Genomic DNA, 20949 nt, shown 5'->3' on the forward strand with positions numbered 1-20949 from the left:
CCCGGCGGCGCCCCGGGCCGTGTGCGCCTGTGGTTGACCGGATGCTCCCTGGCGTTGGCGGGGCACGCCGCCCTGGCCCAGACTGGGCCGACCGCCGCGGAACTGGACTGGCGCCCCCGTGAGGCCCTGCCTGCGGCGGTGCGGAATCAGCTGCCGCGGTTCTGTGAGGGCGGCTATCTGCCGCCGCCTGCGAGCGCTGTGGTGGCGTCCGGCAGTCTGGCTGAGGCGCCGATCCACGCCAGTGGCCTCAATGCCCGCTATGAGATTGATCGGTCGCTGTTTCTGGAGGGCGACGTCAGCATCCGCCAGGGCGGCTTTTCCATGCAGGGTGACCAGGCCCGTTACGATGCCGTCAGTGGTGAGGTGTCGCTGAATGGCGGGCTGGTGAGCCGCGGCGACGGTTTCCTATTGACCGGCGATGAAGCCCGCTACGACACCGCCTCAGGGCAGTTCCGTCTCAACACCGCTTCGTTCCTGTTGCACCAGGCTGACATGCGCGGCACAGCGGCGTCGCTGTCCCGGGTGGCGGACCAGCAGGTGGTGATTGATGAGGGCACGCTGACCACCTGCGCGCCTGGCCGGAACGACTGGTCCATTGTTGCCTCCCAGATCCATCTCGACCGGAACGAAGGTTTTGGTACCGCCCGTCACCTGCGCCTGGAGGTGATGGATGTGCCGGTGTTCTACTGGCCCTGGGCCAGCTTCCCGATTGATGACCGCCGCAAGAGCGGCTTCCTTTACCCCGAGTTCGGCACCTCCAACACCGGCACCGGTGGCTATCTGGCGCTGCCGTATTACTTCAATCTGGCGCCCCATTACGACGCCACCCTGACGCCTCAGTACATCCATGGCCGGGGCCTGTTCACCGAACTGGAAGGTCGTTACCTCGGACCCTACGGTGAATCGGTGTTGCAACTGGGTTACATCGGCCAGGACAGCGACTATGACCGCGAGTATCCCGGCAAGGACGGCGAACGCTGGGCGCTGGATTTCAGCACCGGCGCCAGCTTCGGTGGCGGCTGGACCGGCTACGGCGACTACTCGGTAGTGTCCGACAACGACTACCTGAGCGACCTCAACCGTTCCCTAGACATCAGCCAGGCCACCCATCTGCGCCGTCGTGGTGGTGTCAGTTATCGCGACAGCAACCAGCTGTTTGAGGCCTACCTCAACGGTTATCAGACCATCGCCGACTACATCGCCGAACCCGACAAGCCCTATGCCCAGTTGCCGGAGCTGCTGTACGGCGGTCGTGCGGACCTGGGGCTGGCGGCGGCGTCGGTGGAAGCCCAGTACACCCATTTCTATCGCGATAACGACCTGCTCAGTGGCCTCGATCGGGCCAATGGTCAACGTCTGCGGCTGCAGCCACGGCTGGCACTGCCGATGCGGGCCATCTGGGGGTACGCCGAGCCGTCGGCCACCCTCGACTACACCCACTATGAGCTGGTGGACTATGACTTCGGCGGCCGAATCGACGACAGTCGCCAGATCGACCGTACCGTGCCGGTGCTGGAGTGGGATTCCGGGCTCTACTTTGATCGCCGTACCGAACTGTTCGAGGTGCCGTACAACCAGACTCTGGAGCCGCGTCTTTATTATGCCTGGGCCGACGCCGATGATGACCAGGACGAGATCCCGGATTTTGACAGCTCCCTGCGTTCGTTCAGTTTCGAAGAACTGTTCCGGCGCAACCGCTTCAGTGGCGGTGACCGGGTCGGGGACGCCAACCGCCTGACGCTGGCGGTAACCAGCCGCTTCTACGACTTTAACGACGGTGCCGAGCGGGCCCGTTTCAGCCTGGGGCAGGTCTACCACTACCGGGACCGCCGGGTCACCCTGGACGGCGAGGGGGCGGAAAGCCGTGGCGAGTCGCCGCTGGCGGGCGAGGCCGTGCTGCGGCCCCTGGCCAATCTGGACCTGCGTACATCGCTGCTGTGGGACCCGCGGTTGCGGGAAACGGAAGAGAGCCGCAGCCAGCTGGTGTTCCACTCCGGCGACTACCGCTACCTGGCCAGCCTGGGCCACACCTACAGCCGCGACCGGTTTGAGCAGGCGGACATTGGCGGGGTGGTGCCGGTGACCGATCAGCTCAGCCTGATCGGCCGCTGGGTCTACGATTCCCAGCTTGATCGTACCGCCGGCTCGCTGGCGGGGATTGAGTACAGCAGCTGCTGCTGGAGCGTGCAGGTGGTCCACCAGAACTACCTCACCACCGATGAGAAGCTCGACAGCCGGATGCTGTTCCAGATCCAACTCAAGGGGTTGGGGGGCACCGGTGGTGCTTCGAGCCGTATTTCCGACGCCATCTACGGGTTTGACGAGCGCCAACGCCGTCGTTACGGACATTGATCGAACGCGCCGGCGGGACCGGTGCCAACCACAGAAACAGGGGAATCTATGAAGGCCAATCTGCGCGTAAGCGTCCAAGCCATGCTGCTGTTGCTGGCGATGGTCCTGGCCACGGTGGCCCGGGCGGACCGGGAGCCGCTGGACCGGGTGATTGCCATTGTCGATGACAGCGTGATTCTGCAGTCGGAGCTGGATGCCCGGGTGCAGACCGTGATCTCACGGCTGAGTGCCCAGGGCACCACCCTGCCGCCGCGGTCGCTGTTGGCGCAGCGGGTGCTGGACCAGCTGATCACCGATTCGATCCAGCTGCAGCGGGCCGACAGAATGGGCATGCGGATCAGCGACAACGAGCTCAATGAGACCATCCGCAACATCGCCCAGGGCAACAACCTGACCCTGGCGCAGTTCGAGCAGCAGCTCACCGCCGAGGGCCTGACCTACGCTCAGGCGCGGGAACAGATTCGCCAGGAAATGCTGGTCAGCCGGGTTCAGCAGCGCAGTGTGGGCAACCGCATCCGGGTCACGGACCGGGAGGTGGAAAACTACCTGGCGGCCGAGGAAGCCCGTGGCGGCAATGTCACCGAGTATGAGCTGGCCCACATCCTGGTGGCGGTGGATAACTTCAACGACCAGGCCGCCGCGCGCCAGGCCCGTGACAAGGCCGAGCGACTGGTGAAGGAAATCCGCAACGGCCGCGATTTCCGCTCCGCCGCGGTGGCCGAATCCGACGCCAGTAACGCGCTTGATGGCGGCCTGATGGGCTGGCGTCCGGAGAACCAGTTGCCCTCTCTGCTGGCCGACGTGGTGCCGGAACTGCCGCTGCAGGAACCCTCGGAGGTGTTGCAGAGCGGCAGCGGGTTCCACATCGTGATGGTGCTGGACAAGCGGGGCGGCGCCCAATTGGTGGAACAGGCCAAGGTGCGGCACATTCTGGTGCGGGCCTCTGAGACCCTGACCGAGGCCCAGGCGGAGCAGAAGATCCGCGAGCTCTATCGGGAGCTGCAGCAGGGCGCCGACTTTGCCGAACTGGCACGGGAGTATTCCGATGACCCGGTGTCCGGGTCCGATGGCGGTAACCTGGGGTGGGTCAGCCGCGGCCAGATGGTGCCGGCGTTCGAGCAGGCGATGCTGGCGGCGGACATTGGCGAACTCAAGGGGCCGATCCGTTCCCAGTTCGGCTGGCATATCCTGCAGGTGGAAGACCGCCGCCAGAAGGACGTCAGCGACGAACTCCAGGAGAACAGTGCCCGCCAGGCCATCTACCGTCGCAAGTTCGAGGTGGAGCTGCAGTCCTGGCTGCGGGAGATCCGCGACGAAGCCTTCGTGGAAAAGAAACTCGATTCTGACGACAACGGTGACAACGCCTGATGACCGACGCCATCACCCTGGCCGTCACCGCCGGTGAGCCGGCGGGTATCGGCCCTGAACTGTGCCTTCAACTGGCCGCCAGCGACCGCGACGTCGGTCTGGTGGTGGTGGCCAGCGAAGCCCTGTTACGGGCCCGGGCAACCCAGCTGGGGCTGACGGTGACGTTGCGGCCCTGGCAGTCGGGGCAACCGGCCGCCACCGGCGCCGGTGAGCTGTCGGTGCTGGATGTGGCGGGACTGGCCTCGAATCAGCCGGGACAGCTCGATACCGGCAACAGCCAGTACGTGCTCGACACCCTGACTCTGGCCGCCAACGGCTGCCTGGATGGCACCTTCGATGGCATGGTGACGGCGCCGGTGCACAAGGGCGTGATCAACGAGGCGGGCATCGCCTTTAGTGGCCATACCGAGTTCCTGCAGGCGCTGTGCGGTGTCGAGCGGGTGGTGATGATGCTGGCCACCGACGAGTTGCGGGTGGCGCTGGTCACCACCCACTTGCCGCTGAAAGACGTCTCCGCCGCCATCACCCCGGCGCGGCTAAGCCAGGTCAGTCGCATCCTCGACCAGGACCTGCGCAAGTTCTTCGGTCTGGCGCGGCCCCGCATCCTGGTGGCGGGCCTCAATCCCCACGCCGGAGAAGGCGGTCACCTGGGGCGTGAGGAGCTGGAGGTGATTGAGCCGACCCTGACGCAGCTGCGAAGTGAGGGTCTGGAGCTGATCGGGCCGCTGCCGGCAGACACCCTGTTTACGCCCCACTGGCTGGACCAGGCCGACGCCGCCCTGGCGATGTACCACGACCAGGGACTGCCGGTGCTGAAATTCCAGGGTTTTGGCCGCGCCGTCAACATTACCCTGGGGCTGCCGATTGTGCGCACCTCGGTGGACCATGGCACCGCCCTGGACTTGGCCGGCACCGGTCGGGCCGATGTCGGCAGTCTCAAGACCGCGGTGCGGGTGGGTGAGCGCATGGCCCGATCCCTGCGCGCCCATCGGGCCACCGCTTCATCCCCGTCGAGTGGAGAACCGACATGAGCCGAAAGGCCGGCCACCAGGCCCGAAAACGTTTTGGACAGAATTTCCTGCACGACCCCGGGGTGATCGAGCGTATTGTCCGTGCCATCCATCCCCAGCCCGACGACGCCATGGTGGAGATCGGCCCGGGGTTGGGGGCGCTGACCGAAGAGCTGTTGCAGGCCAACCCGCGCTTGCAGGTGGTGGAGCTGGACCGGGATCTGATTCCGGTGCTGCGCACCAAGTTTTTCAACTACCCGGAACTGACCATCCACGAAGCCGACGCGCTGTCGTTCGATTTCGGTCAGCTTGCCGGAGATGGTGAGCGACTGCGGATCATCGGCAACCTGCCGTACAACATCTCGACCCCGCTGATTTTTCACCTGCTGAGCTTCTCCGGGCTGGTGAAGGACATGCACTTCATGTTGCAGAAAGAGGTGGTGCAGCGTCTGGCGGCGGTGTCCGGCGACAATCACTATGGCCGCCTCGGCATCATGGCGCAGTATTTCTGCAAGGTGCAGCCGCTGTTTGAGGTGGGCCCGGGCGCGTTCCGGCCGGCGCCCAAGGTGGATTCCGCCATCGTCCGGCTGGTGCCTCACGATACCCTGCCGCACCCGGCGAAAGACCTGGCCACCCTGCAACGGGTGGTGCGAAGTGCCTTCAATGCCCGCCGCAAGACCCTGCGCAAGGCGCTGGCTGCGGAGGTGTCGGTGGCCCAGCTGCAGGCGCTGGGGATCGATGACGGCCTGCGACCGGAAAACCTGACACTGGCCCAGTACGTGGCGATTGCCGATGCCGTGTACGAGGCCGACGGAGAGAGGAATGACTGACTACGCCATTGGCGATATTCAGGGCTGTCACGACCGTCTGCAGGCGGTGCTGGCCAAGGTGGACTTCTCGCCGTCCCGGGATTGCCTGTGGGTGGCGGGGGACCTGATCAACCGTGGCCCGGCGTCGCTGGAAACGCTGCGTTTCCTGGAAGGTCTGGGGGACGCCACCCGCATCGTGCTGGGCAACCACGACCTGCACCTGCTGGCGGTGGTGCTTGGCGGGCATCGCACCCGCAAGAAGGATACCCTCGCGGAGATCCTCGATGCGCCGGACCTGGAGCGGCTGGTGGCCTGGCTGCGGCAGCAGAACCTGTGCCTCTACGATGGTGACCGGGACCTGTTCATGGCTCACGCCGGTCTGCCCCACATCTGGTCGGTGGATCAGGCCCTGGCCTGTGGCCGGGAAGTGGAGGCGGTGATCCGGGGGCCGGAGGCGCGGGCGTATTTCACCGGCATGTACGGCAACGAGCCGGCCCGCTGGCAGGACGATCTGCAGGGCATGGATCGCTGGCGCGCCATCACCAACTACTTCACTCGGATGCGTTTCATCGCCGCTGACGGCACTCTGGAACTGGCGACCAAGGAGTCTGCCGGTGCCGCGCCCAATGGCTACCAGCCCTGGTTCCAGTTTCCCCGGGACGATCAGGTGCGGGTGATCTTCGGGCACTGGGCGGCGCTGGAGGGGCGTACCGGCAGCGAGCGCTACATCGGCCTGGACACCGGCTGTGTCTGGGGTGGCGCCCTGACCATCATGAACCTGGACAGCGGGGAGCGCATTCACTGTGACTGTTAGCACCCTGCCGCTGCTGCGCTTTCCGTTGGTGGCCGGCGCCCTGTCGATGCTGGTGGCGGTGATGGCGGGCGCCTTTGGAGCCCATGGTCTGCGGGCGCTGGTGAGTGCCCGGGGGCTTGAAGTTTTCCAGACCGCCGTCACCTATCAGGTATACCATTCCCTGGCGTTACTGGTGTGCGCCCTGCTGCTGGGTTTCGGCTGTCGCCGGCGCTGGCTGCAGGTTGCCGCCGGCTTTTTCCTGGCCGGCATCCTGCTGTTCAGCGGCAGCCTGTATCTGCTGGTACTGACCGATCTGCCCGGCCTGGGGCCGGTGACGCCGCTGGGCGGTGTCTGCTTTATGGTGGGGTGGCTGGTGCTGGCCATCGCCGGCATCCGCCGTACCCCTGTTGAGACTTGAGGCTTGTATGAACATTGAACTGAACGGCGAAGCGTACGAGCTGGCCGACCAGGCCACCGTGGCCACCCTGCTGGACGCCCTGGCGCTCCACGGCAAGCGGCTGGCGGTGGAAGTGAACGAAGACATTGTGCCCCGCAGCCAGCATGCCGAGTTCCGGCTGCAGGCCGGTGACCGGGTGGAAGTGGTCCACGCCATTGGTGGTGGCTGACCCCGCCACCTCTCTGCAGGCCGTCCTGGCCGGCAGCCCACACCACCCATAATCCCAACCCCAATCAGGTGCTCCATGACCCATCCTGCCGATAACGCGCTTCCTGAAGACAAACCGCTGGTCCTTGACGGCCGAACCTATCAATCTCGCCTGCTGGTCGGCACCGGCAAGTACCGCGACTTGGCCGAAACCGGCCGTGCCATCGAGGCCAGCGGTGCCGAGATTGTCACCGTGGCGGTGCGCCGTACCAACCTGGGCCAGAACCCGGATGAGCCCAACCTGCTGGATGTGATCTCGCCGGAGCGGTACACCATCCTGCCCAACACCGCCGGCTGCTACAGCGCCAAGGACGCGGTACGGACCTGCAAACTGGCGCGGGAGCTGCTCGACGGCCACGACCTGGTGAAGCTGGAAGTGCTGGGTGAGGAAAAGACCCTCTACCCCAACATGACCGAGACCCTGGTGGCGGCCGAAGAGCTGATCAACGATGGCTTCAAGGTGATGGTCTACTGTTCTGACGACCCGCTGCTGGCCAAGCGCCTGGAAGAGATGGGCTGTATCGCCATCATGCCGCTGGGCGCGCCCATCGGCTCCGGTCTGGGTATCCAGAACCGCTATAACATCCGCCTGATCGTCGAGAACGCCCAGGTGCCGGTGCTGGTGGATGCCGGTGTAGGCACCGCCTCCGACGCCACCATCGCGATGGAGCTGGGGTGTGACGGTGTGCTGATGAACACCGCCATTGCCCAGGCCCGTGACCCGATCCGTATGGCCAATGCCATGCGGCTGGCAATCGAATCCGGCCGCGATGCCTGGCTGGCCGGGCGGATGCCCAAGAAGCTCTACGCCAGCGCTTCCTCCCCCCTGGACGGCACCTTCTTCTGAGGTGTGGTCCGGTAAACGTTAACCTTCTGGAAATGGACACGCAGTAACGCCATGACCGACAAACAACCCAGCCGCCGGGAGGTGATCCTTCAGGCCCTCGCCGGCCTGCTGGAGACCGACCCCGGTGCCCGGATCACCACCGCCAGCCTGGCGCGATCCGTTGGCGTCACCGAAGCCGCGCTGTACCGGCACTTTCCCAGCAAGCGCAAGATGTTCGAGGCGCTGATCGAGTTCGCCGAGGATGCGGTGTTCTCACGCTGCCAACTGATCCTGCAGGAGCAGGACGACGCCCAGGTGCGTCTGCAGCAGATTGTCCACCTGGTGGTGGTCTTTGCCGAGCGCAATCCCGGGCTGACCCGAGTGCTCACCGGCGATGCCCTGATGGGGGAGGACGAAGCCCTGCGCCGCCGAGCCTCCCAGTTCTTCGAGCGGCTGGAGACCCAGATCCGTCAGGTGCTCAAGGAGGGCGAGATCCGTCAGGGCCTGCGCCCCCGTACCAGTCCGGGCCGTGGCGCGGACTGGGTCATGGTCTTTATTGAGGGACGCCTGCAGCGCTTCGTGCGCTCTTCCTTCGAACGCCAGCCCACCGCCCACTTCGACGAATCCTGGCTGCTGGTGCTGGACACCGTCTGGCCCGGTTAACGCCCGGAACCACCTGCCACCGCTTCTAATTCTAGCCCTTTAGCAGACCTACCGGGACGCCTCCGCCAGCCACTGGCGGATGGTCTGGTAAAGGGCGGGCGCCGTGATCACGATGTCCTGCCCCCACAGCTCTTCCGGCTGCCCCTCCGGCACCGTACTGAAATGGCCCGCCTCGGCACCGGCTTCGGTGGCAATCAGCCGGGCGGCGGCGAAATCCCACGGGCTCACGGTCTCGTAATAGATGTCCAGCCGGCCACAGGCCACCCAGCAGATGTCCAGCGCGGCGGAGCCGATCCGGCGCAGATCGCGGCAGTGGTGGATCATGGTGTCGAGCCGGCGCAGCAGCGGCGCCAGCGCGTCCTTGGTGTAGGGGAAGCCGGTGGCAAACAGCGCCTGGCGTGGGGTGTCACAGCCGCTGTGGCGGATGCTCTCACCGTTCAGGGTGGCGCCCTGGCCGCGTTCGGCACGGAAGGTCTCCGCCGAGAACGGTGCGTGGACGATCCCCAGCTGCACCTGACCACGCTCGGCGTAAGCGATCGACACCGCCACCTGCGGGTGGCCATAGGCGTAATTCACCGTGCCGTCGATGGGATCGACTATCCACAGCGGGGTGTCCAGTTCTTTCGCCTGGCTCAGGTCCGGCATGGATTCCTCGGAGAGGATGCGGTGATCGGGAAAGCGCTCACGGATCGCCTGGGTGATGAACTCATCCGCCATCACGTCCGCGTGGGTCACCAGCTCGGTGTGGTTCTTGTAGTCGGTGCGGAGGGTGTTTTGCTCCCGCTCCCGGCGAATCAGCGCCCCGGCGTCCCGGGCCAGTTGCTCGGCGAAATCGGCAATCGCGGTAACAGACACGTGGTGGTCCCTCCTGGCAGGTATTGGTTTGGAGAGGCTATGGAACCACCGCCATCGAGTGTCCGCAAGTGTTGCGCAGGTGGGCGGCCGGGTGTGGCGGCCAGTTAACCGGAAAGCAGCCAGGTCACTCCCCGGATCACCACCGCCAGCGGCACCATCAGCAGGATCGCCAGCAGGTGCCAGATCAACACGATGTTGGCCTCGTTGCCGTGTCTGGTGGTGAGGTGGATGTACAGCCAGAAGCCGGCGCAAAAGCTCAGCAGTGGTAACCAGAAGTCCTCTCCCCACAGCGCCATCAACGGCAGCGACAGCGGTGCGACGAGGCTGGTGGCAAAGGCGATGGAGAAGATCACCCAGCCCGGGTCCCAGCGTTCTGAAATCTGTTGGGGCAGGGCGGTGAGGGCGCACAGGGCCAGGGTAAGCGACACCAGCCAGGGCCAGTCCCAGGCGAGAGGCGAGAGAGGCGTATCCATACGCGGGGTTCCTTTCGCGGGGTTCCGATGCTTGCGTGAGGGGAAAACTGCCCCGATGCTTGAACGCATCGGGGCTGGGGCCGTTTACAGCGCCTGGAGCCAGGCTTCCATCTTGTCCATGGCGGTCACCAGGCGTGGGCAGGCCTGTTCAACAAAGCTGTCGCCCAGGGCCTGGTCGGCGTAGTCGCCACCGGCCAGCTTGAGGGCTTCGCCGCCGTCAAAGTCGACGAACGCCAGACGCGCGCCGAGGTGGTCCGGCACGAAGCCGAAGTCGCTGGCGGGCAGAATGGCCACCCCGGTGTCTTCCAGCAGGCGCTGGCACAACGCCTGGCTGGTCTTGATGTCGCGACGGGCAAGGGCATCCTGGAAGTTGACGAAGTTCGGGAACAGGTAGAAGGCCCCCTCCGGCTTCTGCACCACGGCGCCCATGTCGCTGAGCCGGCGGTGGAGGTATTCACCCACCACTTTCAGCACCCGTCGGGACTGCTTCAGGTACTCGTCCATGTCGTCCCCCCCGTCGAAGGCGGCGATGGCGGCGTACTGGATCGGCGCACTGGTGGCGGTGTAGGTTTCGCTGGCAATGATCGCCATGGCGTCCTGCAGCGGTCGCAGCTCGGGCGGGAAGATGAAGGTGCCGAGACGCCAGCCGCCGGCGCCGGCCCATTTGCTCAGGCCGGTGCTGATGATGGTGCCTTCCGGGTAATAGCGGGCAATGGACTTGTGCTTGCCCTCGAAGTGCACTTCGCCGTAGATCTCATCCGACAGCAGGATCAGCTTGTATTTGCGGGCGACGTTGGCGATCGCCAGCAGCTGGTCTTCGGTGTAGGTGCAGCCGGTGGGGTTGGATGGGTAGTTGAGAATCAGGATACGCGGCCGCGACGGATCGTCACGGCAGATGATGTCCAGCTCCTCGGCGGTGAGCTGCCAGTTGTTCTCGGCGTGGGTCGGCAGCCAGTGAACCGAGCGACCGATGATGCGGGCCTGGGGAGCGTAGGACACCCAGCTCGGGCGGGGAATCAGCAGGTCGCCGTAATAGGCCAGCTGGAGAATGAACAGCAGCTCCTTGGAGCCTGGGCCGATGAGCACGTCGTCGGCGGAGCAGCGCATGTGCTCGGCACGGTTGATGTAGCCGGCAATGGAGTGGCGCAGAGCCTTGAGCCCCCTGACCGGGAGATAGTCCTTTTCATGGGCATGCTGTTGCAGCGCCTCCACTACGCGATCGGGTACCGGGAACGGGGATTGCCCCAGGCCCAGCTTGATGATGTCGCGGCCTTCCTGGCGCAGCTGGTTGCTCAGCTCATTGATGCGCAGGGTCGAGGAGGGCTGGATGCCGCGAACGTTGAGGTTGATGGCGTAGTGTCGGTCTGTGCTGTTTATGTCCATGGGTCCTGATCTGTTGTGAGTGTTGTCACACAGCAGTATAGGAAAGCCGACGGAAAACCATCAGGGTGGCGGAATAGGGGATTGCCGAAGTGTCGTGGTAAGCGTCTGTGAATCAATGCCTTGGCAGCGTTGGAGAAATTTTCGGAAGCCGTTTGGCAGGGTTGGCGGTCATGCAATGTTCTTTTGTGTTTCACGCCAAGGCTTGGTAATTTCGCCGGCGAGACAGGAGTTGAAGCAGTTCTCAGATGGAGATTGAGACCATGTCCCGCACCCCCCAAAAAAACTGGGTTGTCGATCTGCCCGCCCGTACAGCCCGCCACCATTCCGGGTTTCTGATCCAGTTTGAGGGTCGCCCCGGTTCCAGCCATTTCGGTGGTCACCCCACCTTTGTGCCGTCGCTGAGTCACCTGGAAACCGTAGAGCTGATCCGCGAGGGGTTTCAGGTTTTCAAGGAAGCCTACGCCGATTCCGTCAGCCAGACCCGCAACAGTGTGCCGGTACGCAAGAAACTGGTACTGCCGAATTAACCAGTCGGGACACTCGCCCGTCTGTCAGTGTGCTGTCTGCTCGGCCCGCAGTTCCGCCAGCGCCTGGTCGAAGCGATCGCGCAGCGCGGCGGCCTGAGGGTTACGACGGGAGAACGCCGCCCGCAGCTGCCGAGGTGGTGCCACCGGTGTTGGCAGCGCCTCCAGGTTGGCCAGCTCCGGCATCTCGTCGCGGTGATGGGCGATCAGATACTCGCATACCTTCAACTCGCAGATAAACAGGTCGATCCGCCCCCGCGCCAGCATCCTCAGGCTGGTTAAGTCTGGCTGTTCATGGCTGATGCGGGTGACCCGGGCCAGATCCCGGGCGATCCAGGCCATGAATTCGCTGGGGTAGTTGTAGGACTCCGACAGCCCAATTCTCTGCCCGCTCAGGTCGTCCAGCTGCTGCCAGGAAAACGGCCAGTCGCGGCGTTTGAACAGCACATCCCGGGCCTGGCTCAGGGGGGCGGTGAACAGCAGCTCCTCGGTGCGCTGATCGGAGTAGGTCAGCGAATAGACCATGTCCGCAAAGCCGTCCTCGACCTGCTTGATGGCTCGGCGCCAGGGCAGCATCTCAATGCTTGCATCCAGTCCCATGCGGTGGATGACCTGGCACACGGTGTCGGTATCGATGCCCACGACGGTGTCCCCCTGGCTGTACTCGTAGGGTGGGAACTCGGCGGTGACGATGGTCAGGTTGGCGGGCTCGGCCCTGGCCTCCAGAGTGACAAGGGAGGCCAGAAACGACAGCGCTGCAAAGAATACCGGTCGATTCAGCATGTCGGTGGTCCATGGATGAAAGGGGCCTGTCGGGACACTAGGGCCGCATTGTAGCGGCGTTGGCCAGCGGATGGCAGTCAACCGTATCCAGAAACAGGTGCCCCGGCGCCGCCTTGGCCCGTTTCTTGGCCGCGGACGCGATCTCCGCCAACTGGTCGGCGGTGCGACAGGCGTCGCAGTCGAAGCCGTTGACGGCAACCAGGCCGGCGGCAAGGGTGACCAGCGGAAAGCGGGCCATCTGGCCGAACCGATCGCTGCACTCGACAAAGCCCGCGTCTCGGGTGGCGGAGGGATAGAGCGTCGCCGTCTCGGAAACGAACAGCGCCTGGGCCCGGCGGATACGATCCAGGGTGTCGTTCGCCGGGCTGATCACCACAAAATCGTCGCCGCCAATGTGGCCTACGAAGTCGTGGTGGTCGGTGAACAGCTCCGCCAGGATGCCGCCGAGCTTGAGGATTACCTGGTCCCCGGCGCGGTAGCCGAGCACGTCGTTGAGGGGCTTGAAGTGGTTGATGTCGAAGTACACCAGGGTGAATGGCTGGCGTTCCCGCAATCGGCTTTCCAGGGCCTTCTGGATCGGTACGTTGCCGGGCAGCAGGGTCAGCGGGTTGGCGTAGCGGGCATCCTCGAGCTTGCGGGCGGTGATCTGCTTGAGCAGCGAGCGGGTGGCGCCGAGACCGGCATAGCCGCCGTCGCGCACCACGATGAAATGCTGCTTGAGGTAGTGCAGGTCCTCGTCGATCAGCCGTTGGCTGACGTCCTCCAATGACATGTGATGATCCACCACCAGGGCGTCGGCACTGAGCAGGTGGGTGACCGCGCGGCGCTCGTTGAGGGCGCGGCCATAGGGCGTGCTGAAGGTCTCCAGCACCCGCCATTTGTGCAGCAGGCCAAGGGGATGGCCGTTGTCCACCACCGGCAGGGCGAACAGGCTGGGCTCTCTCTGCAATCGTTCCCAGGCGGCCTTGAGGGTGGCATCCGGGGCCAGGGGTTCGACGTAGCGGCACAGGTTGGCGGCGGAATCGCGGCTGTTGCCGGCCCACTGGCGGCCGGTGTGGCGGGGCAGCAGCGGATCAAGGGTGGCGGTGGGCATGGGCCGGGGGCGACCGAACAGGAAGCCCTGCACCAGGTGAATGCCCAGCTCGGCAATCAGCCGGAACTCGGCCTCGCTTTCGACGCCTTCGGCGATCAGTTTGCAGTCCAGGCGTTTGGACAGATCCACCACCGAACGCACGAATTCCCGTTTGATCAGATCGTCCTGGATGTCGCGGACAAAGTGACGGTCGATCTTGACGAAGTCCGGCTTCAGCTCCGACCACAGTTTGAGTCCGGAATAGCCGCTGCCAAGGTCGTCGATGGCGATCCCGAAGCCCTGCTGACGCAGCCACACCAGCGATTCCTGCAGTGCCGCCAGGTCACTGGTGGGGTAGCGTTCGGACAGTTCGATGACGATGTCTTCGGCCCGCAGGCCGTTGTCATCAAGCAGCCGGGACAGGCCGGCGCGGTTGAGCGCCGGCAGCACAAGTTTGTCCGGACTGACGTTGACGAACAGCTTCTGGGGTACGCCATGCGCGGCCCAGCTGCGGGCGGTGGCCCGCAGGCACAGGGATTCCAGTTCGCCGGTCAGGTTGTGGCGTTCGGCGGTTTCAAACAGCATTGCCGCAGAATGCAGCGGGCTGTCGGAAGGCCCCCGGCTGAGGGCCTCGTAGCCGAAAACGGAGCCTCCGGCGGTGTCCACGATGGGTTGTAACAGGGTGGTGATACGTTCATCGGCAAGCAAGTGCTGTAATTCCTGAACCAGACTGTCTTGCATCCAGGGGCTCCGGGTCGGTTAGTGCTTCACCCACACCTCGACGCGTCCATTGCGTTGCTGACCGGCACGGCCGCCTGAGCGTCCAACAAGCATGAAATGGCCATAGCCGGTGTAGGCATCCACTTCCGTTCCTTTTTCCCGCAGTGCCCGCACCACGGACAGGGCGCGCAATTCGGAAATCATCTGCGCCCGCAGCTCGCTGGTCTGCTGGTCGGCAAAACCGATCAGCAACAGGTCGGAGCCCTGCCTGTTTTCCCGTTCCAGGTAGTCGATCACCCGTGTCAGGTCACGCTGGGCCTTGTTGTCGAGGCGGGTATGGCCTTCGGAGAAGCGGAAGTTCACCGTCAGCCTACGGTAGTTTTGTGTCAGGGATTTGAACGACGCCGGTGTGTTGTCATCAAATTCCGGGTCCATGGCCATCGGCGTCTGGGAGATGCCGCCATTGTCATCGACGATTTGCTGGCCCTGCTCGCTGAGCACAAACGCGATGAACTCGTTGACCAGGTTGCTGTTGTTGTCTTCCCGGGTGTAGAGGAACAGTCGCCGGGTCAGCGGGTAGTCCTCGCTGGCCACCGTCAGGCGGTCGGGCTTGAGGGCCGGGGCGTCGCCGTCGGCCACCGCCACCTCCTTGCTGTCGCGGATCGAGGCCAGGCCAGCGAAGCCGATGGCGGCGGGGTTCTGGCTGACGTCGTCGGAGAGTTGGTCGTTGGATTCATAGCGGCGGGTGCCGGCGGCCAGCTGGTAGCGATCGCCCAGCACCAGGTTGCGGAAGGTGTCCCAGGTGCCGGACTGGCTGTCGCGGGCGTAGCGCTGGATCGGCAGGTCGGCACCACCAAGCTGGGCCCAGTTGTTGATGTCGCCGGCAAAGATCTGGCCGAGCTGGTCCAGGGTCAGGGACGTAAGCGGGTTGTCTGGGTGGATCAGAATGGCGAGGCCGTCGATGGCGATGATGTGCTCACTCGCAAGCGCGGTGAGGTCGGCCTCGCCGGCGAGGGCGTCAATCTCGGTGGGCTTGGCCGGGCGTGACGCCGCCCAGATGTCCGCGGTGTCGTCCAGCAGGGCATGGAAGCCGGTACTGGAACCGTGGGCGGCAACCCGGGCGGTCAGGGCGTTGTCGTCCTGGCCAGCCTGGATCAGCAGGACATTGTCTTCCGCTCCGGGCTGGCGTTCGGTGCCTTGGCCTGTCCTTTTTTGCAGAAAGCCGGCCACCAGTGCCGGAGCCAGGTCGGCGCCGATGGTATTGGAGCCGTGAATTTCAATATGGGTTTCACTGGCCAGTAGCGGCCAGCTCAGGCACAACAGGCACAGGGCGCCCATCTTGCGAGCTGCAGACAGCATGGTTTTCCTCTCTAGTGCGGGATTGGTGCGGACGTACACCGGCCGATAACGGACAACGGCCCGGGCGTAGGTTGCGGGCCCAGTGTGGACAACGGATCGTAGGAAGAGGTCATCGGGGTACGGCGCGGCTTGGTGTGGCTAACGGGTCGGTGCTGGTCCTGGCTCAGTGCCCGGGGCCAAACCGGTGTGGGTCCAGTTCCATGTGTTCGATGCGCTGGCCCAGCATGATCACCCGTCCGAGGTAGCGTTCCTCGCCAGTGGAGGTGAACTCGAACAGGTAACGGCGCCAGACTCGGAGCCGTCCCTGGCGGTCGCGTTTGAACCAGAGCCCCCGCGAATAGACCGCGTCATCCAGCAGCATCACGTCCATTTGCTTGCAATAGGTCTTGGCGGCGGCAAGCACCGTGTCCTTGATCGCCTTGGCACGCCACCAGTACCAGGCTGCGAAGCCAAGGGTGAAGAGCCAGAAGAGGGTGCCTAGGGTCACGGAGAAATTGCCTGTCGCCGGATCGGAGGGGCCCGGTTGGACCGGCGCCAAGGTTACACCGAATCAGGGGTCAATTGCGAGTCTCTGCTCGGGATTTCAGCGGCTTGCCGCTGCTCCGTGCTGACGCCGCAGAGCATCTGCAGAAAGTGGTTACTCAGCAGGTGGGCCTGGTCGACGTTGCTGGCCAAGTGAAGGGACTCCTGCTGGGCGCTTTCGCTGCTCTGTACCGAGCGGGTGCCCAGTTCCAGCAGCCGCTGGGCCTGCCGCTCCACCTGCAGGCTGAGACTGGACTGCTGTTCGGTGGCGTCGGCGACCTGGTCGGAGCAGGCAGCAATCAGCTGGATGTCCGCCAGGGTCGAGGTGATGGCCGCCTGGGTGTGGGTGGCGTTGCGGCGGGTCTGGTCGCAGGCCGCCACTCCCTGTTGCAGGGTGGCGGAGGCCAGGCGGGCATCGCCCTGAAGGCCGTGGATGATCTGCTCTATCTCGCGGGTGGATTCCTGGGTACGGCGGGCCAGGTTCCGCACCTGCTCCGCCACCACCGCGAAACCACGTCCGGCCTCACCGGCCCGGGCTGCCTCGATGGCGGCGTTGAGCGCCAGCAGGTTGGTGCGTTCGGCAATGTCGCCAATGACGTCCAGCACCATGCCGATGGTGTCACTGCGGTCCGCCAGTGCCAGCACCTGGGTGTTGGCCCGGGTCAGGTCGGTGCTGAGTTGTTCCAGGGCGTTGTCCAGGGTCGCCATCTGTTGCTGGCAGTGCTGGGCGGAGCGGTCGGCATCGCCGGTGGCGTCGCGGGTCTGGCGGGTGAGATTGCTGACCCGCTGGACACTGTCGGCGAGGGCATCGAACGCCCGGTTGATGTCATGGAGGTCGTGCTGCTGGCTGCGGATGCTATTGGCGGACTGGCTGATCCAGTCCATGGTGCGGTCCTTGCGGTTGTGAATATCGTCCACATTGGCGTGCAGTCGTGCCGACACCGCTCGCAGGGTGGCGTCCTTCTTCAGCCGCTCAAACGTCAGCCAGGCGCTGTCGTCGCGCCGACCGGTGTAGATGTAGGGGTGGGCTGGGTGAACGCCTTCACGGCCGGCCCGGAGGCGGTGCTGCAATGGCCACAGTCCCGCCAGCAGGGCAGCAAAGGTGAGTAGCAGCAGTGCCTGGGTGACGGCGATCCAGGTCACGGCCAGCAAGGGAATGCTGGCCCACAGCAGCACCGATGCCAGTGCCAGGTAGCCAGCGACCAGACGGCTGAGCAAGGCCGGTGCCCGGGCCAGAAAACGCTCGGGCACCGAGCCGGTGGCCCAGGCCTGGTACACCGCCTCCGCCCGTTGCACCTGTTCCCGAGTGGGGCAGGTACGCACCGATTGGTACTCCACTACTTCACCATGCTGGCGGATTGGCGTGACGAACGCGCTTACCCAGTAGTGGTCGCCGTTGCGGCAGCGGTTCTTCACCAGCCCCATCCAGGAGTCGCCCCGCTGGATGGTCTGCCACAGGTCGGCAAAAGCGGCCTGGGGCATGTCCGGATGACGGATGATGTTGTGGGGCTGGCCCAACAGATCCTGCTCATCGAAGCCGGCGATCTCGCAGAAGGTGTCGTTGACGGCGGTGATGCGGCTGTTGAGGTCGGTGGTGGTGATCAGGTGACTGTGCTCGGCGAAGCGCTTTTCCTGCTGGGTTACGGGCTGGTTTCGACGCATGACAATCCTTTGCTGTTGTTTGAGTTCTGGGCTCAATTGCGGCGATGTTATTAGCTGATGTTCCTTGCCAACTATTGCCTGCGGTCGCTGGAATACCAGCCGCATATTGCAATTATCGATAAGTAAGCGCTTATTTATGAACAAATACACGCTTCTTTAGGGCGGGTTTGCAATATCAGGCTAGGGCCAAAAGTGTAATTGCTTATCCTCTGCTGCAGGTGAAACATACAAAGGAGCCTCAGACTCCAACGATAAGAATGTGAGGAAACAGCCAGGCAGGCCATGGACACACTCAAAGATCACAGCTTCAAACAACTGGTGGACCAGCATCCCCGCGCCATCATGCTGGCAACCACCGAGCCGACCATCACTTACGTCAACCAGCAGTTCTGTCGGGTGACCGGCTACTCGGTGAGCGAGATCGTCGGCCTGAAGCCGTCGGTACTGAGTTCCGGCTTCCACAGTGAGCAGTTCTACGCCGACATGTGGCATACCATCGCCGAGCAGGGACACTGGGAAGGGGTGATCTGGAACCGTCGAAAAAGCGGCGAGATCTACCCGCAATGGCTCAACATCTTCCCTATCGAGCAGGAAGGGGAGCGGCTCTATGCCGGGGCTTTTCTCGACGTCAGCGAGCTCAATCCGCGGGACCGCGGGCTGGAATCGATGGCCTACTTCGACACCCTCACCGAGCTGCCCAACCGCTCGCTGTTCCGGGAGTTCCTCAACGCCAAGGTCAGCCAGTGCGAGAGTGGCGGTAGCCAGTTTGCGGTGCTCTTCATTGACCTGGATTTCTTCAAGGGGGTGAATGACCTGCATGGCCATGACGTCGGTGATCAGGTGTTGCGTCAGGCGGCGGCATCGATCCGTCGGGTGATGCGTGAAAGCGATGTGCTGGCGCGGCTGTCCGGCGACGAGTTTGCCGCCATCATCGATCTGGACCATGGAGACGCCATCCTGGAAACCGTGGGCCAGCGCATCGTCGATGTGTTCCACCAGCCCATCCCCGCCGAGGACAAAGACCATTTCCTGTCGGCCTCGGTGGGGGCGGCGGTGTTCCCCAAGGACGGCACCAGCGGTGACGATCTGCTGCAGAACGCCGACCGCGCCATGTACGAGGCCAAGAACGCCGGCCGCTCCTGTTTCCACCGTTTCCGCCAGGACGAGTCCGAGCGCAGCCTGCAGGAGCAGCGGGTGGCGGAGGCGCTGGTGGAATCGCTGAAAACCACACCGGAGGAGTTCAGTGTGGTGTACCAGCCCCAGTTCGACCTCACCAGTGACCGGCTGATTGGCATGGAGGTGTTGGTGCGCTGGGATCACGCCGACATCGGTCCGATCTCCCCCGCCGAGTTCATTGAGGTGTGCGAACGGCGTGGGCTGATTCACGAGCTGATGGAGCGGGTGGTGGCCTGCGTGGTGGCGGACCTGTCGTCCCTCACCACGGCGGTGCCGCGCGGCCTGGGGCTGGCGCTGAACATCTCTGCCGGCCAGTTTGCCGATGCCCGCCTGTTGGCGTTGATTGAGCCGATCGTCCGCGAGACCCGGCGTCTGGGCTGGGTGCCGGAACTGGAAATCACCGAAACCCACCTGATGCACCTGTCGCCGCGCTACCGGCGGCAACTGGAAGCCTTTGGCCGGGATGGCGTACGTATCGCGGTGGACGATTTCGGGACCGGCTATTCCTCGCTGGCCTACCTGCACGAACTGCCGATCCACATCCTCAAGATCGACCGCCAGTTTGTGGCCCGGCTGGGGGAGGAGCGCCGTGACCTGCAGATTGTCTCAGCGGTGCTGGGGATGGCCCAGGCCCTTGAGCTGGAGGTGATCGCCGAGGGCATTGAGACCGACACCCAGCGGCAGCACCTGGTGCAACTGAACTGCCTCAAGGGGCAGGGCTTCCTGATGGCAAGGCCGATGCGCTGGGACCAGCTGAGCCAGCGCTGGTTGATGTAAATCAAGCTCAAGCCCAAAACAGCGGGAAAAGTGACCTGTTTGCAATATAAGTCATGGACGATATCGGCCCGACCTTGGAGAGTGCACTCATTTAGTGCTGACGGGTTGTAGCGTTTTATGGTCGAGAACACGAACTGTTGCGAGCTGGGAGCCTACCTGCGGTTACACCGGGCCAAGCCGGGTGAGTGGGCGGCGGCCCTGCATAGCCTGACCCGTGGTGGCGAGACCCGCCTGAGTGCGGAGCGGGCCCACCTCTCCGGACATTGCCTGGCGGAGTTGTCCACACGGCTGGGCAGTGTCATGTACTTCTGGGCCGAGGGTGGCCTGCGGCTGGCCGGGCGCAAGGGGCCCTGGTATACCCTGGCGCTGATCCAGAATGGTGATGTCGAGATGGCCACCGACGAGGGCAGTTTGGGGCCTTCGCCACAGCTGCTGATGCTGCCACCAGACAGTCCGGTCGACCTCAGTCTGCAAGCCGGATTTCGCGGCCTGGTGATCCAGCTCCCCCCTCATCTGCTGACCCAGATCCGGATGCCGACGCCGGTGATGCAGCACGGCCTGCGTCCGTGGCTCGAGCACTACCTGTTTGAGAGCCAGTTTTTCCTCGATCATGGCCATGCCATCGCCGAGACCGAGCGCCTGTTGCGGCGGTTGCTGGATGCGCTGAACGAGGGCGTGGTGGCGCCGGCGCCACCGCCGCGGCAACTGGACCGGCGCGTACTGCGGGCCATCGACAAGATGCGTCATGACCGCAACTGGGAGTTCCAGCTGGCGGATCTGGCCAGCTGTGCCGGCGTCAGCGAGCGTAACCTGTACTACCTGATGAAGGCCCACACCGGCATGACTCCCTATCGCTTCCATCAGCGTTGCCGGCTGATCCGCGTGCGTCAGCGGCTGGTGGACTGCCAGTGCGCCACGGTGCACATTTCCCGCTACGCCAGTGACGAAGGCTTTGCCCACCCCGGACGGTTTGCGGCGTTGTACCGGGAGCACTTTGGCGAGCTGCCGCGGCAGACGGTGCAGATTCGGCGGGCGCTGCTGGAGCGGGTGGCGCCGCTGGAGGCCTTGGCGGGGTAGCCGCTGGACCAGCGCGATTACCTATCGAGTGATCAGGCACAAAAAAACCGGCGCGAACGCCGGTTTTTTTGTGGTCGGGCG

General features: G+C 64.4%; 20 protein-coding genes. 12 read left to right on the top strand and 8 right to left on the bottom strand.

The genetic code is table 11. The features are described from left to right. Positions 1-21: 21 nt before the first annotated feature. From J2887_RS02395 to slmA, 9 genes are all read left to right on the top strand, one after another. On the top strand, positions 22-2352 hold the full coding sequence (locus tag J2887_RS02395) for an LPS-assembly protein LptD (protein ID WP_416381881.1): 2331 nt from the start codon (positions 22-24) through the stop codon (positions 2350-2352). A gap of 48 nt (positions 2353-2400) precedes the next feature. Next, positions 2401-3720 carry a peptidylprolyl isomerase gene (locus J2887_RS02400; protein ID WP_227173859.1) on the top strand — a complete coding sequence of 440 codons (1320 nt, stop codon included), beginning with the start codon at positions 2401-2403 and terminating at the stop codon, positions 3718-3720. Beyond that, on the top strand, positions 3720-4751 hold the full coding sequence (gene pdxA, locus J2887_RS02405) for a 4-hydroxythreonine-4-phosphate dehydrogenase PdxA (RefSeq protein WP_227173860.1): 1032 nt from the start codon (positions 3720-3722) through the stop codon (positions 4749-4751). The genes J2887_RS02400 and pdxA overlap by 1 nt, the downstream gene beginning before the upstream one ends. Continuing rightward, entirely contained in the window at positions 4748-5560 is an 813-nt protein-coding gene (gene rsmA, locus J2887_RS02410) for a 16S rRNA (adenine(1518)-N(6)/adenine(1519)-N(6))-dimethyltransferase RsmA (protein ID WP_227173861.1), read from the top strand. The genes pdxA and rsmA overlap by 4 nt, the downstream gene beginning before the upstream one ends. Beyond that, positions 5553-6353, top strand: coding sequence for a symmetrical bis(5'-nucleosyl)-tetraphosphatase (locus J2887_RS02415; protein WP_227173862.1), 801 nt, complete (start codon positions 5553-5555; stop codon positions 6351-6353). The genes rsmA and J2887_RS02415 overlap by 8 nt, the downstream gene beginning before the upstream one ends. 10 nt (positions 6354-6363) lie before the next feature. Then, positions 6364-6750, top strand: a complete 387-nt coding sequence (locus J2887_RS02420; protein WP_416381907.1) for a DUF423 domain-containing protein — start codon at positions 6364-6366, stop codon at positions 6748-6750. A gap of 7 nt (positions 6751-6757) precedes the next feature. Continuing rightward, entirely contained in the window at positions 6758-6958 is a 201-nt protein-coding gene (gene thiS / locus J2887_RS02425; protein ID WP_227173863.1) for a sulfur carrier protein ThiS, read from the top strand. A 75-nt stretch (positions 6959-7033) separates the two neighbouring features. Then, positions 7034-7843 (top strand): thiazole synthase, encoded by an 810-nt coding sequence (locus J2887_RS02430; protein WP_227173864.1) that lies wholly within the window; start codon positions 7034-7036, stop codon positions 7841-7843. Between the two features lie 51 nt (positions 7844-7894). After that, positions 7895-8485 (top strand): nucleoid occlusion factor SlmA, encoded by a 591-nt coding sequence (gene slmA / locus J2887_RS02435; RefSeq protein WP_227173865.1) that lies wholly within the window; start codon positions 7895-7897, stop codon positions 8483-8485. Between the two features lie 48 nt (positions 8486-8533). On the opposite strand, the gene J2887_RS02440 is transcribed toward slmA, so the two are convergent. The 3 genes from J2887_RS02440 to J2887_RS02450 form a co-directional block, all read right to left on the bottom strand. Then, positions 8534-9340 (bottom strand): inositol monophosphatase family protein, encoded by an 807-nt coding sequence (locus J2887_RS02440; protein WP_227173866.1) that lies wholly within the window; start codon positions 9338-9340, stop codon positions 8534-8536. 104 nt (positions 9341-9444) lie between these two features. Next, complete coding sequence (locus tag J2887_RS02445) at positions 9445-9813, bottom strand: hypothetical protein (RefSeq protein ID WP_227173867.1); 369 nt, start codon at positions 9811-9813, stop codon at positions 9445-9447. An 84-nt stretch (positions 9814-9897) separates the two neighbouring features. Next, on the bottom strand, positions 9898-11196 hold the full coding sequence (locus tag J2887_RS02450; RefSeq protein ID WP_227173868.1) for a pyridoxal phosphate-dependent aminotransferase: 1299 nt from the start codon (positions 11194-11196) through the stop codon (positions 9898-9900). Positions 11197-11456: 260 nt separating this feature from the next. Here J2887_RS02450 and J2887_RS02455 point away from each other — a divergent pair, with 260 nt between their 5' ends. Further along, entirely contained in the window at positions 11457-11723 is a 267-nt protein-coding gene (locus J2887_RS02455; RefSeq protein ID WP_227173869.1) for a hypothetical protein, read from the top strand. Positions 11724-11747: 24 nt separating this feature from the next. Here J2887_RS02455 and J2887_RS02460 read toward each other — a convergent pair whose 3' ends face one another. The 5 genes from J2887_RS02460 to J2887_RS02480 all read right to left on the bottom strand — a co-directional run bounded on the left by J2887_RS02460 (position 11748) and on the right by J2887_RS02480 (position 17838). After that, complete coding sequence (locus J2887_RS02460; RefSeq protein ID WP_227173870.1) at positions 11748-12503, bottom strand: substrate-binding periplasmic protein; 756 nt, start codon at positions 12501-12503, stop codon at positions 11748-11750. Between the two features lie 37 nt (positions 12504-12540). Beyond that, positions 12541-14316 carry a GGDEF domain-containing protein gene (locus J2887_RS02465; RefSeq protein ID WP_227173871.1) on the bottom strand — a complete coding sequence of 592 codons (1776 nt, stop codon included), beginning with the start codon at positions 14314-14316 and terminating at the stop codon, positions 12541-12543. A gap of 18 nt (positions 14317-14334) precedes the next feature. Next, positions 14335-15654: a substrate-binding domain-containing protein gene (locus J2887_RS02470; protein WP_227173872.1), complete on the bottom strand. Its 1320-nt coding sequence runs from the start codon at positions 15652-15654 to the stop codon at positions 14335-14337. A 163-nt stretch (positions 15655-15817) separates the two neighbouring features. Beyond that, on the bottom strand, positions 15818-16141 hold the full coding sequence (locus tag J2887_RS02475) for a DUF3301 domain-containing protein (RefSeq protein WP_227173873.1): 324 nt from the start codon (positions 16139-16141) through the stop codon (positions 15818-15820). A 53-nt stretch (positions 16142-16194) separates the two neighbouring features. Next, positions 16195-17838, bottom strand: a complete 1644-nt coding sequence (locus tag J2887_RS02480) for a methyl-accepting chemotaxis protein (protein ID WP_227173874.1) — start codon at positions 17836-17838, stop codon at positions 16195-16197. A 282-nt stretch (positions 17839-18120) separates the two neighbouring features. Between J2887_RS02480 and J2887_RS02485 the strand changes: the two genes are divergently transcribed. Further along, on the top strand, positions 18121-19791 hold the full coding sequence (locus tag J2887_RS02485; RefSeq protein WP_227173875.1) for a putative bifunctional diguanylate cyclase/phosphodiesterase: 1671 nt from the start codon (positions 18121-18123) through the stop codon (positions 19789-19791). Positions 19792-19908: 117 nt separating this feature from the next. Then, a complete protein-coding gene (locus J2887_RS02490; protein WP_227173876.1) occupies positions 19909-20868 on the top strand; it encodes an AraC family transcriptional regulator in 960 nt (319 codons plus the stop codon). Positions 20869-20949: the final 81 nt, after the last annotated feature.

It is taken from the genome of Marinobacter sp. CA1 (assembly GCF_020546665.1).
GTDB classification, from domain to species: domain Bacteria; phylum Pseudomonadota; class Gammaproteobacteria; order Pseudomonadales; family Oleiphilaceae; genus Marinobacter; species Marinobacter xestospongiae.

Bases quoted from the DNA above. Each gene is read 5' to 3' on its own strand.
- J2887_RS02450 (WP_227173868.1), bottom strand. From the start codon at position 11,196: ATGGACATAAACAGCACAGACCGACACTACGCCATCAACCTCAACGTT.
- J2887_RS02485 (WP_227173875.1), top strand. From the start codon at position 18,121: ATGGACACACTCAAAGATCACAGCTTCAAACAACTGGTGGACCAGCAT.
- rsmA (WP_227173861.1), top strand. From the start codon at position 4,748: ATGAGCCGAAAGGCCGGCCACCAGGCCCGAAAACGTTTTGGACAGAAT.
- J2887_RS02470 (WP_227173872.1), bottom strand. From the start codon at position 15,654: ATGCTGTCTGCAGCTCGCAAGATGGGCGCCCTGTGCCTGTTGTGCCTG.
- J2887_RS02460 (WP_227173870.1), bottom strand. From the start codon at position 12,503: ATGCTGAATCGACCGGTATTCTTTGCAGCGCTGTCGTTTCTGGCCTCC.
- thiS (WP_227173863.1), top strand. From the start codon at position 6,758: ATGAACATTGAACTGAACGGCGAAGCGTACGAGCTGGCCGACCAGGCC.
- J2887_RS02465 (WP_227173871.1), bottom strand. From the start codon at position 14,316: ATGCAAGACAGTCTGGTTCAGGAATTACAGCACTTGCTTGCCGATGAA.
- J2887_RS02415 (WP_227173862.1), top strand. From the start codon at position 5,553: ATGACTGACTACGCCATTGGCGATATTCAGGGCTGTCACGACCGTCTG.
- J2887_RS02490 (WP_227173876.1), top strand. From the start codon at position 19,909: ATGGTCGAGAACACGAACTGTTGCGAGCTGGGAGCCTACCTGCGGTTA.
- J2887_RS02430 (WP_227173864.1), top strand. From the start codon at position 7,034: ATGACCCATCCTGCCGATAACGCGCTTCCTGAAGACAAACCGCTGGTC.
- pdxA (WP_227173860.1), top strand. From the start codon at position 3,720: ATGACCGACGCCATCACCCTGGCCGTCACCGCCGGTGAGCCGGCGGGT.
- J2887_RS02400 (WP_227173859.1), top strand. From the start codon at position 2,401: ATGAAGGCCAATCTGCGCGTAAGCGTCCAAGCCATGCTGCTGTTGCTG.
- slmA (WP_227173865.1), top strand. From the start codon at position 7,895: ATGACCGACAAACAACCCAGCCGCCGGGAGGTGATCCTTCAGGCCCTC.
- J2887_RS02455 (WP_227173869.1), top strand. From the start codon at position 11,457: ATGTCCCGCACCCCCCAAAAAAACTGGGTTGTCGATCTGCCCGCCCGT.
- J2887_RS02445 (WP_227173867.1), bottom strand. From the start codon at position 9,813: ATGGATACGCCTCTCTCGCCTCTCGCCTGGGACTGGCCCTGGCTGGTG.
- J2887_RS02480 (WP_227173874.1), bottom strand. From the start codon at position 17,838: ATGCGTCGAAACCAGCCCGTAACCCAGCAGGAAAAGCGCTTCGCCGAG.